The sequence below is a fragment of the Cellulomonas biazotea genome, assembly GCF_004306155.1.
GTDB classification, from domain to species: Bacteria; Actinomycetota; Actinomycetes; order Actinomycetales; family Cellulomonadaceae; genus Cellulomonas; species Cellulomonas biazotea.
Map to the genome: position 1 here is coordinate 1 of NZ_BIMR01000153.1, position 11,057 is coordinate 11,057.

At 76.5% G+C, this 11,057-nt stretch carries 8 protein-coding genes; 2 read left to right on the top strand and 6 right to left on the bottom strand.

Features of this window, described 5'->3' with window-relative positions; genetic code table 11:
- From CBZ_RS10825 to CBZ_RS10835, 3 genes are all read right to left on the bottom strand, one after another.
- A partial coding sequence (locus tag CBZ_RS10825) for a hypothetical protein (protein WP_218022754.1) occupies positions 1 to 257 on the bottom strand: 257 nt, incomplete at its 3' end.
- A 2-nt stretch (positions 258 to 259) separates the two neighbouring features.
- Complete coding sequence (locus CBZ_RS10830) at positions 260 to 973, bottom strand: RNA polymerase sigma factor (RefSeq protein ID WP_246013275.1); 714 nt, start codon at positions 971 to 973, stop codon at positions 260 to 262.
- A gap of 153 nt (positions 974 to 1,126) precedes the next feature.
- The gene (locus CBZ_RS10835) at positions 1,127 to 2,791 is read right to left on the bottom strand and encodes a PEP/pyruvate-binding domain-containing protein (protein ID WP_130781562.1); all 1,665 of its coding nucleotides are present in this window, start codon (positions 2,789 to 2,791) and stop codon (positions 1,127 to 1,129) included.
- Positions 2,792 to 2,808: 17 nt separating this feature from the next.
- Between CBZ_RS10835 and CBZ_RS10840 the strand changes: the two genes are divergently transcribed.
- Positions 2,809 to 3,432: a PCI domain-containing protein gene (locus CBZ_RS10840; RefSeq protein WP_130781563.1), complete on the top strand. Its 624-nt coding sequence runs from the start codon at positions 2,809 to 2,811 to the stop codon at positions 3,430 to 3,432.
- Positions 3,433 to 3,560: 128 nt separating this feature from the next.
- On the opposite strand, the gene CBZ_RS10845 is transcribed toward CBZ_RS10840, so the two are convergent.
- Entirely contained in the window at positions 3,561 to 6,047 is a 2,487-nt protein-coding gene (locus CBZ_RS10845; RefSeq protein WP_130781564.1) for a beta-glucosidase family protein, read from the bottom strand.
- Positions 6,048 to 6,179: 132 nt separating this feature from the next.
- Between CBZ_RS10845 and CBZ_RS10850 the strand changes: the two genes are divergently transcribed.
- Positions 6,180 to 7,181 carry a LacI family DNA-binding transcriptional regulator gene (locus CBZ_RS10850; RefSeq protein ID WP_130781565.1) on the top strand — a complete coding sequence of 334 codons (1,002 nt, stop codon included), beginning with the start codon at positions 6,180 to 6,182 and terminating at the stop codon, positions 7,179 to 7,181.
- A 16-nt stretch (positions 7,182 to 7,197) separates the two neighbouring features.
- Here CBZ_RS10850 and CBZ_RS10855 read toward each other — a convergent pair whose 3' ends face one another.
- Positions 7,198 to 8,658, bottom strand: a complete 1,461-nt coding sequence (locus tag CBZ_RS10855) for a lipase maturation factor family protein (protein WP_130781566.1) — start codon at positions 8,656 to 8,658, stop codon at positions 7,198 to 7,200.
- Positions 8,659 to 8,916: 258 nt separating this feature from the next.
- Positions 8,917 to 11,057 (bottom strand): MMPL family transporter (locus tag CBZ_RS10860; protein WP_130781567.1); only part of this gene is annotated, 2,141 nt, incomplete at its 5' end.

Genomic DNA, 11,057 nt, shown 5'->3' on the forward strand with positions numbered 1-11,057 from the left:
CCCGCGAACGCCGCCGGGTCGCCCGGCGAGGGCAGGGTCAGGCCCGCGACGGTCAGTGCGGCTGCGCTCGCGGCGGCCAGGCCCCAGCGCAACGCGGGACGGGCGGTGCGCCGGGGGGCGGGCGCGGCGTCCACGACGTCGAGCCGCGCGAACGTCGCGTGCCGCGCCGCATCGAGTCCCGTCGGGTCGACGGGCAGGACGGGGGCGTGACGGGTCAGGGTCGCGGTGCCCGCGCCGGGGGTCGGGTCGGTGGTCATGGTCAGCCTCTCGCGGGGGCGGCGGTGGCCGCCGTCGTCGGTGGGGTCGGTGGGGTCCGTGCAGGCGGTGCGGTCGGCTCGTCGTCGGCGGCGAGGGCCGCGTCGAGGCGGCGTCGGGCGCGGTGCAGCCGCACCTTGAACGCCGTCGGGGAGCAGCGCGCGACCTCGGCGGCCTGCGACGGGTCGAGGCCGTCCCACGCGACCAGCAGCACGGCCTCGCGCTCGCGTGCCGTGAGCCGGGCGAGCGCCCGCAGGAGCGCGTCGCGCTCGGCGACCACGCGGTCGGGGGCGTCGACCGCCCGTGGGACGACCAGCTCCAGCCGCGCGACCTCGTGCGCGAGGAGCCGTGCCCGGTGGTGGGAGCGGCGGTGGTTCGCGACGGTGTTGCGGGCCACGACGAGCAGCCACGGGAGCGGCTCGCCGGGCACGTCGACGAGCCGTCGCCACGCGACGAGGAACGTCTCGGAGACGACCTCCTGCGCGGTGTCGGGGTCGACGTGCCGCAGCGCGTAGGCCTGCACGCGCGCGGCGTACCGGTCCCACAGGGCGGCGAAGCGGACGGTGTCCGGCTGGGCAGTCCGTGCGTCCGTCGTGCCCGCGTCGCGCTCCGGTGCGTCTGCGGCGCCCGCGTCACGCCCTGGTGCGACGGCCGCCGCCGGTCCGGTCACCGGCGGGCGGTCGGGGACCGGGAGGTCGGGGGCGTCGTTCGTGCTCACACCGGGAAGTGTCGCGGTGGGGGCGAGAGTTACGTGCGACCTCTGACGGGCGTCGGCGGTGGGTCCCGGGACGTCGCCGCGGGGCGCTCGTCCCCACCGGGACGCGCGGCCCGGGCGAGACACGGGCGGCCGCGCGTCCTGACCGCCACGCGGTCACCCGGCCGTCGACGCGTCCAGGGCGGTGCGGGCGGCGGCGAGCAGGTCGGGGCCGTCGAGACCGGTCGCGTCCGGGACGACGTCCGCGGCCCAGGCGAGCAGGCGCCGCACGTACGGGTCGTCCGTGCCGGTCGTGACGTGCGGGAGGCCCACCACGACCTCCCCGCCCGACCCGTCGACCGCCATGACGTCCCCCTCGGCGAGCACGCGTGCACCGACCCGCACGACCCCGGCGTGCTCGTCGACCTCGACGGCCGACGCCCCCACGACCGCCGGCCGCGCCAGCGACCGGGCGACGACCGCCGCATGGCTGGCCGCCCCGCCGCGGGCCGTGAGGACGCCGGCCGCCGCGGCGAGGCCGTGCAGGTCGAGCGGGCTGGTCTCGGGGCGCACCAGCAGGACCGGCCCGTCGGTCGCGAGGCGCACGGCGGCGTCGGCGGTCAGCGCGACGCGTCCCGTCGCGACCCCCGGGCTGGCCCCCGTGCCGCGCGTCAGGACGTCGTGCGGGTGAGCGGGGTCGAGCCGCGCGGCCGTGACGGCCTGCCGGACGAGCGCGGGGGAGACCCGGCGCAGTGCCTCGGACCGGTCGGTCGTGCCCGCGTCGGCGAGGTCGACCGCGACCCGGACGGCGGCCCGACCGACGAGGACGGCGCGCCGCACCTGCAGCACCCACAGCCGCCCCTGCTCGACGGTGACCTCGACCTCGACGACGTCGCGGTGGTGCCGCTCCAGCACGTCGAGCGCGTCGAGCAGGTCGGTCCACGCCTCCGGCGCGGCGGTCGCGAGGTCCGTGAGCGGGCGGGTCCGCGCGGTCCCGCCGACGACGTCCTCGCCCTGGTGGCGCAGCAGCAGGTCGCCCGACGGCTCCGGCTCGCCCGTCGACGGGTCGCGGGAGAACGCGACGGCGGTGCCGCTGCGGTCGTCGCGGTTGCCGAAGACCATCGCCTGAACGGTCACGGCGGTGCCGAGGTCGTCGTCGATCCCGTGCAGGCGGCGGTAGGTGCGGGCGCGCGGGGTGTCCCACGAGGCGAGGACCGCGGCGACGGCCTGCTCGACCTGCGCGGTCGCGTCGTCCGGCACCGGTCCGCGTCCGACGGTCGCCGCCCAGCCGGCTTCCAGGCGTGCGCGGCAGTCGGCGGCGAACCCCTCGTCCCCGGTCTCGTGGGCCAGCGCGCGCGCGGCGTCGGGCGTGAGGCCGACGTCGAGGACGGTGCTCATCATCCCGGGCATCGAGACGGCCGCCCCGGACCGGACGGACACGACGAGCGGGTGCGCGGTGCCGCCGAGGCGCCGGCCGGTCGCCGCCTCCAGGCCCGCCAACCCGGCGCGCACCTCGGCGCGGAGGTCGTCGGGCAGGACGAGCGTCGACGCGTCCGCCGTCCCGCCGGTCCAGCCGGGCCTGACCGTCGTCCCGCCGGCCGAGCGGCCCGGCCCGTCCGCCGGTCCCGCGGCCTGGTCCGCCCGCCAGTCCCGCCACCGCCGCCACGCGGACGTCCCGACGACGAACCCGGGCGGCACCGGCAGGCCGAGGCGCGTGAGCAGCAGCAGCCCGTGGCCCTTGCCACCGACCTCGTCGACGCCCGGGAGGGGCTCGACGGTCGACGCCGTGGCAGGGCCGCGGGCCGCACCAGCGGCCGTGTCGGTGCCGAACGTCCACGTCACGGGGCTAGCATCCCCGTGTGCCGGACCCGCACGCCACCAGCCCGGACCTCCTGGTCCTCCACACGCTGCGCTGCGTCGGCCACGCCACGCTCTCGCGCATCGCGGACGCGGCCGGCCTGCCCGACGACGACGTGGAGTCGCACCTCATCGACCTGGCCGTCGACGGCCTGGTCACGCGCGAGGGCGGCGTGCTCGGCGGGTGGGGCCTGACCGAGGCGGGCCGGACGGCCGACGCCGAGCGGGTCGCCGCCGAGCTCGACGCGGCCGGCGCGCGCGGCGTCGTGCAGGCCGCGTTCGACGAGTTCCTGCTGCTCAACCCGGAGCTGCTCGACCTGTGCTCGGCGTGGCAGCTGCGGACGGTCGACGGTGTGCCGACGACGAACGACCACACGGACGCGGGCTACGACGACCGGGTGCTGGTCGCCTTCGTCGACCTGGACTCGCGCGCCGAGCCGGTGGTGGCGGCGCTCGCGCTGGCGCTGCCCCGGTTCGGCCTCTACGCGACGCGGCTCGGCGACGCCCTCGCGCTCGCGCAGGCGGGTGCGCGGCAGCACCTCACGGACTCGACCGACTCGTACCACGCGGTCTGGTTCCAGCTCCACGAGGACCTGCTCGTCACGCTGGGGCAGCCCCGCTGGTGACGTCCGCGGGCCCGGGAGGGTCGGGCCGGGCGACGACGTGACGACGCCGGGCGGGGAGGCGTCCCCGACCGGGCGCCCGTGCGTCGAGCGCGTCGAGCGCGCCGTCCGCGTCCTCCGCGTCGCCGACCTCAGGCCGTCGGCAGCGCGAGCGTCGCGCGCACGTCGCCCAGCCCGCGTGCGACGAGCAGGCGCCCGCCGTCCGCGAGCCGCGACCAGCCGCCCGCGGCCTCGTCCCACCGGCGCCACATGCGGGCGTCGGCGGTGACCGTGACGCGGGCGGACGCCCCGGCGTCGACGGTCGCGTCGGCCCAGCCGACGAGGCGCACGGGCTCGTCGGACGACGCGGGCTCCAGGTAGACCTGGACGACCTCGCGGCTGGTGCGCGCGCCGGTGTTGGTCACGGTGACGGTCACCGCGGGGGCGTCGCCGTCCGTGTCGAGCGTCGCGTCGGCGTACTCCCACGTCGCGTACCCGAGGCCGTGCCCGAGCCAGAACGCGGGCGCGGGCGCCCGGTCGGCCCAGTGGCCGCGGTAGCCGACGAACCGGCCCTCGGTGTACTCCAGGTCGCCGTCGACGGGCGTGACGGACCACGCGGGTGCGGCGCCGTCGGCGGCGGGGAACGTCGTGACGAGGCGGCCGGTCGGCTCCTGGTCGCCGAGCAGCGCGGCGGCCACGGCGTGCCCGCCCTCCTGGCCGGGGAGCCCGGCCCACAGCACGGCGTCGACGTCGTCGAGCCACGGCATGAGCACCGGCGTCGCGGCGTTGACCACGACGACCGTGCGGCGAGCGGCCGCGGCGACGGCCCGCACGAGCGCGTCCTGCGCGCCGGGCAGCGCGATCGTGGACTTGTCGACGGACTCCGTCTCCTCCTCCTCGGTCAGCCCCACGACGACGACGGCGACGTCCGCCTGCGCGGCGGCCGCCGCGGCGCGGGTGATGACGTCGTCCTCCGCCTCCGGGGCGGGTCGGGCGACGAGCCCGAACAGCCCGACGCCCGCGAGCGGCTCGGCGGCGGCGCCCGCGTCGGTGCCGGGGTCGGCGTCGCCGACGGTCACGCTGCGGGTGGACGAGCGCAGCACGACGGTCGCGTCGACGACCGCGTCGGACCCCACGTGCACCTGGTCGGTGCGGGTCGGCGGCGCGAGCATCTCCTCGGCGAACCCGGTGCCGGACGTCGCGAGCGTCCAGGCGAGCTCGGTGCCGCCTGCGGTCACCTGCCACCGTCCGACGCCGATCGCGCCGACCTCGAGCGCGCCTTCGCCGGCGACGCGGGCACGGAACCGGACGCGGGCGACGGCCTGCGGGAAGTCGTCGTCGAAGCCGACCATGACGGTCGACGGCGCGTCGTGCCGCTCGTCGAGGACGGTGCCGTCGGCGGCGAGGAGCGTGAGGTGCAGGCCGGGCCGGCCGGTGTCGGGGTCCACGACGAACCCGGGCCGCGCGGGCACGGGGCGGGTGCGGACCTCGACGCCGTCGACGACGTCGACCGCGTCGCCGAGCAGCGCGGTGAGGCCCTCGGCGACGCTCACCTGGTACGGCGGGTTGACGGTCGCGGAGCCGCCGCCCATGTCGATCGTCTCGAGCGCGTGCCGCCCGACGAGTGCGACGCGGGTGCCGCGCGCGAGCGGCAGGGTGTCGTCGGCGTTGGTGAGGACGGTCATGCCGGCGGCGGCGAGGCGCGTGAGCTGCTCGCGCCGGACGGCGCTGTCGGGGGCGGGCAGGTCGTCGGGGTAGTCCCGCAGGTCGCCGAGGGCGCCGACGCGTGCGGCGAGGACGAGCAGGCGGCGCAGGTGGTCGTCGACGACGGACTCGTCGAGCTCGCCGCTGCGCACGGCGGCGACGAGCGCGTCGCCCCAGGGGCCGTCGGGCCCGGGCATGACGAGGTCGAGCCCGCCGGCGGCGGCGGGTGCGGCGGTCCGGGTCGCGAACCAGTCGGACATGACGAGGCCGGTGTAGCCCCACTCGCCCTTGAGGACCTCGTTGACGACGTGGTGGTGCTCGGTCGCGGGGACGCCGTTGACGTCGTTGTACGCGGCCATGACGGACCACGGGTCGGACTCGTCGACGGCGATCTCGAACGGCAGCAGGTAGAGCTCGCGGAGCGTCGCGGGGTCGACGACGGAGTTCATGGTGTTGCGCTCGGTCTCCGACTCGTTGGCGACGAGGTGCTTGAGGCAGGCGCCGACGCCGAGGTCCTGCAGGCCGCGCACGTAGGCGGCGGCGAGCCGGCCGGTGAGCAGCGGGTCCTCGGAGTAGGCCTCGAACAGGCGTCCGCCGAGCACGGAGCGGTGCAGGTTGATCGTGGGGCCGAGCACGACGTGGATCTGCTGCGCGAGGGCCTCCTCGGCGAGCAGCCGGCCGACCTCGGTCGTCGACTCCTCGCTCCACGCGGACGCGAGCAGGGTCGCGTTGGGGAACAGCGCGACGGTGCGCCCGCCGGAGAACTTGAGGCCGCGCACGCCGGTCGGGCCGTCGGACAGGCGGACCTCGCCGAGGCCGATCGACTCCTCGGGGGCGAGCGTGAAGGCGGTCGCGCCGGTGAGCAGCCGGACCTTCGTCTCGAGCGGGAGGGAGGCGACGAGCGCGGCGGGGTCGAGCGCGGTCTGGGAGGTCATCCGGCACCTTCTTGTCGAGGTCTCCGAGTCGACGGAGCGCGTTACTGACGCGCGTCACTTGCGCGTGTCAGTACGGTAGGACAGCGGTCCGCCGGTGGCAAGGCACCCGCACCCCGGCCCAGGAGGAGCACGATGCCCGTCGAGTCACGGCCCCGCCGCGTGACCAGCGTCGACGTCGCCCGCGAGGCCGGCGTCTCCCGCACGACCGTCAGCTACGTCCTCAACGCCACCCCGCACCAGAAGATCCCCGACGGCACCCGGCAGCGCGTGCTCGACGCCGCCGCCCGCCTCGGCTACGCGCCGTCCGCCGCCGCGCGCGCCCTGCAGAGCGGCAGGTCCGACGTCGTCCTCTACCTGCTGCCCGACTGGCCCGTCGGTCCCGCCGTCACCCACACCCTCGTCCGCCTGTCCACGGCACTCGCCGCGCACGGCTACACGCTCCTCGCCTACCCCCGCGCCGCCGGACGACCCGTCGCCGACGTCTGGCGCTCGATCGAGCCCGCCGCCGTCGTGTCCTGGGAGGACCTCGACCCCGCCGACGTCGCCGCGATGCGCGCCGCGGGCGTCCTCGTGGCCGTCGCGCTGCTGCGCGGACCCGGCACCGCCGAGGGGTCGCTCGAGGTCTCCCAGCAGCGCATCGGCCGCATGCAGGCCGAGCACCTCGCCGCCGCGGGGCACCGGCGGCTCGGGTACGCCGACCCCGACGACCCCCGCGTCCGCGGGTTCGCCGAGCCGCGCCTCGACGGCGTCCGGGCCGCGTGCGCCGACCTCGGCCTCGACGAGCCGGTCGTGCGCACCGTCCCGCCCGACACCGCCACGGCCGCCGACGCCGTGCGGGCCTGGCGGGAGGCCGGCGTCACCGCGGTGTGCGCCTACAACGACGACGTCGCGCTCGCGGTCCTCGCCGGGGCGCGCGCTGCCGGGGTCGACGTGCCGGGCGGGCTCGCCGTCGTCGGCGTCGACGACGTCCCCGCCGCCGCCCTCGCCGCCCCACCCCTGACGACCGTGACGACCGACCAGGAGGGCATCGCCGAGCACATCGCCGCCCTCGTCGTCGCGGGGCTCGACGGCACCCCGCCCCCGCCGCGCCTCACGTCGGACGTCGTGCGCCTGGTCCGGCGCGCATCGGCCTGACGCCCGCGCGTCGACCTCAGCGGCGCCGCGCGACGGTCGCCAGGTCCAGGGCGTCGATGAGCAGCCCCGTGTCCTCGCGCACCCACCGCTGCCCCGTCACGCGCCGCTCGGCGGGGCGCGCGTACCGGTACCGGTAGGTCCGCGCCCGCACCCAGCGGGGCCGCTCGCCGTCGAACGGGTCGTGCGCGAGCAGCCGCAGCGTCGGCCGGTCGGCCTCGAGCAGGCGTCCGAGGAACGGCACGAACCAGCGCAGCTGCGTCGACGAGCCGAGCCCGAGGAACCACATGCCCCAGTCGAGGCGCAGGTGGTACGGCGCGAACTGGCGGGGGAGGCGGCGCACGTCGCCCGGCTTGCCGCGGAACCCGTACTCCTGCCACTGCGCCCCGGCGCCGGGGTCGGCGGACCGGGTGCCCTCGACCACGACCTCGGTGCGGCGCCGCGTGATCGAGCCGAACGCGCCGTACGCGTTGACCAGGTGCCACACGTTGAACGACGCGTTCATCCGCTGGTGCCGGGACAGCAGGTTGCGCAGCGGGAACCACGACAGGCCGACGCACAGCGCGGACACCGCCAGCACGACGGCGACGAACCACAGGGGCGGGTCCCCGGCGGAACCACCCGGCGCGACGACGTCCACGCCGACGACGCCGAGCACCGCCGCCCACGCCCGGTCGTCGACCGCCGCGCACGCCAGGACGATCGTCAGCCAGTTCAGCCACGCGAAGTTGCCGGACAGCACGAGCCAGAGCTGCGTCACGACGATCACGCCCGCCCCGACGGACGCGACCGGCCCGGGGGCCAGCAGCAGGAACGGCACGCCGAGCTGCGCCACGTGGTTCGCGGCCACCTCGACGCGGTGCAGGGGGCGGGGGAGCAGGTGGAAGAGGCGGCTGAGCGGCCCGGGCATCGGCTGCGTCTCGTGGTGGTAGTACAGCGCCGTGAGGTCGCGCCACGCCGGGTCGCCGCGCCACTTGATGAGCCCCGCGCCGAGCTCCAGGCGCAGCACCAGCCACCACAGCAGCGCGAGGACCGTGACGGGCGGCGCGACGTCGTCCGACCCGAGGAACGCGACGAGGAACCCCGCCTCCAGCAGCAGCGACTCCCACCCGAACCCGTAGAACACCTGCCCGACGTTGACGACCGACAGGTACAGCCCCCACAGCACGAGGAACGCGACCATCGGCACCCACGGAGGCCCGGCCTGCGGCAGCCCCGCGACGAGCGTCAGCGCGACGACCAGGCCGGCCCACCCGACCGCCACGAGCAGCCCGTCCGAGTACCGCCACCGGAACAGGCTGGGCGACGACCGCCACGGCACGCGCCGCACGAACACCGGGACGGGCAGCAGCCCGTGCTCGCCCAGCAGCGGCCGGAACTGCCGCAGGACGGCGACGAACGCGACGACGTAGACGGCCGCGACCCCGCGCTGCACGACCGCGCGGGCCACCGTGTACCCGTCGGCGTCGAACCACTCCACGTGCGGCACCCCCCGCGGCTGGGACGGTCCTCCCAGCGTCGCCCTCGGGTGCACGCCGCGCACCCCGCGGACGCCCCTGCCCCGCGGACGCCCCGCACCCCGCGGACACCCCGCACCACGCGCGCGCCGTGAGGGCTCGCGCGACCGTCGACGCCCGTGCCCGGCACCCGGCGCGGGGCCGCGTCGGAACGACAGCGCCGCCCGCCTCGGGATCGAGGGCGGGCGGCGCAGTCGGTGCTGCGGGTGCTGCCGGGAGGGTCAGCGCGTGGGCGTGGGCTCCTCGACGTGCGCCGCCTCGTGCTCGTGCGGGTGCCGACGCTCCAGCGCGGCCCCCTCGACGTCGACGTCGGGCAGGATCCGGTCCAGCCAGCGCGGCAGCCACCACGCCTTGTCGCCCACGAGGTGCATGAGCGCCGGCACGAGGACCATGCGGACGACGAACGCGTCGACCAGCACGCCGAACGCGAGGGCGAACCCGATGGGCCGGATCATCGCCGCGTGGCTGAAGATGAACCCGCCGAAGACGGCGATCATGATGATCGCGGCCGCCGTGACGACGGACCGGCCGGCCCGCAGACCCTGGACGACGGCGATCCGCGCGGGCGCGCCGTGCGCGTACGCCTCCCGCATCCCGGACCCGAGGAACAGCTGGTAGTCCATCGCGAGGCCGAACAGGATGCCGACGAGGATCGTCGGCAGGAAGTTCAGCACCGGCCCGGGGTTCTCGACGCCGAAGACGCCGGCCAGCCAGCCCCACTGGTAGATCGCGACGACCCCGCCGAGCGCCGCGAAGAACGACAGGATGAACCCGAGCGTCGCGACGACCGGCACGAACAGCGACCGGAACACGATGACCAGGATGACGAGCGACAGCCCGACGACGACCGCGAGGTACGTCGGCAGCGAGTCGGCGAGCGTGTCGGACACGTCGATGTTGCCGCTGGCCTGGCCCGCGACACCGATCTCGACGCCACCGTCGAGCGTCAGCGCGCGCAGCGTGTGCACGAGGTCCTCGGTCGACTCGCTCGTCGGCCCCTCGGCGGGGATGACCTGGAACGCGACGGTCGTGCCGTCCTCGGACGTCCCGATGGGCGCGACCGCGACGACGTCGTCCTGCTCGAAGACCTGCCGGCCGATCTCGGCCTGCACCGCGGTCTCCTGGCCCTCGGCCGGAGCCTCGGGGAGGGTGGCGACGACGAGCAGCGTGCCGTTCTGGCCCTCGCCGAACCGCTCGTCGATCGTCGAGTAGGCGCGGTACTGGGTGGAGTCGTGCGGCTCGGACGACCCGTCGGGCAGGCCGAGGCGCAGCTCCATGGCGGGCAGCGCGACGACGACCAGCGCACCGATCGCGACGAGCGCGCGCAGCACGGCGGCGGGCGTCGACATGGCGCGCAGCGGCTTGGCCGGCGCGACTGCCGGGACGAGGCCGTCGGCCCCCGCCGTGGCCTCCGCGGCCGCGAGGCGTGCCCGCTCCTTGCGGCTCAGCACGCGCGGACCGATGAGCGCGAGCAGCGCGGGCGTCATCGTCACCGCGATGAGCACCGCGACGAGCACGCAGAACGCGCCGACCGTGCCCATCAGCCCGAGGAACGGGATGCCGGTGATGTTGAGCGCGAGCAGCGCGATGAGGACCGTCGCACCCGCGAACACGACCGCGTTGCCGGACGTGCCGTTGGCCAGGCCGATCGACTCGTGCACGTCGTAGCCCTGCTTGAGCTGGCGGCGGTGCCGGTTGATGATGAACAGCGAGTAGTCGATGCCGACCGCCAGGCCGAGCATGACGCCGAGGATCGGGGTCACCGACACCATCTCGACGACGCCCGACAGCGACATCGCGCCCAGCGCGCCGATGCCCACGCCGACGAGGGCCGTGAGGATCGGCAGGCCCGCGGCGACGAACGTGCCCAGCATGACGACGAGGACGACGCCCGCGACGACGACGCCGATGACCTCGCCCACCCCGAGCAGCTCCGGCACGCCGCCCGCGATCTCCGCGGAGAAGTCGACGTCGACGCCCTCGATCGGCTCGACGGTGAACGCGGCCTGCAGGTCGTCCTTCGTCTCCTGCGTGAGGTCCATCGCGGCCTCGGTGAACGTGACCGGCGTGACCGCGGCGCTGCCGTCGGCCGAGACCAGGCGGATCTCCGCCGACATCTCGAGCAGCGCGGCGGCGGTGTCGAGCTGCGGCTCTTGCGCCTCGAGCTCGGCGCGACCGGCGTCGATCGTGGCCTGGTTCGCGGCGACGGCCGCCTGCTGCGCGTCGAGCTGGGCGCGCTGCGCGTCGAGCTGCGCCTGCTGGGCCGCGAGCTGCGCGTTCGCCGCGGCGCCGGCGCCCGCCGCCTCCGCCTGCTGGCGGGCTGCGTCGAGCTGCGCCTGCGCCGCGTCGAGCTGTGCCGCGC